Genomic DNA, 276 nt, shown 5'->3' with positions numbered 1-276 from the left:
AGCGCCATGCTCGGTTACCGGCTCGTCCTGCGCATCCGAGACCTGCCATCGAAGCGGCTGTACGTGTTCAATCCCGATGCGACACCCAAAGAGTTGCGCAAGTTGGTAGGCGGCAAAATCCGCGAGGAACTGGTCGTTGCGAACTGGCCTGATCTTTTCCGCTGCGCCGCCACTATGGCCGCCGGCAAGATCAGACCCAGCCAGCTCCTGCGCAAGCTCGCTTCCTACCCGCGCCAAAACGATCTCGCGGTCGCGCTGCGCGAGGTCGGCCGTATC

1 protein-coding gene is annotated in these 276 nt (G+C 63.0%); it reads left to right on the top strand.

From position 1 onward, the window contains the following. Nucleotides 1–276, top strand: a 276-nt coding sequence (locus AC0MA3_RS26495) for a Tn3 family transposase (protein WP_474658345.1), incomplete at both ends; no start/stop codon positions are given.

This window comes from Paenibacillus sp. LS-5 (genome assembly GCF_056121505.1).
This window is presented reverse-complemented; position numbering and strand designations above follow the sequence as displayed.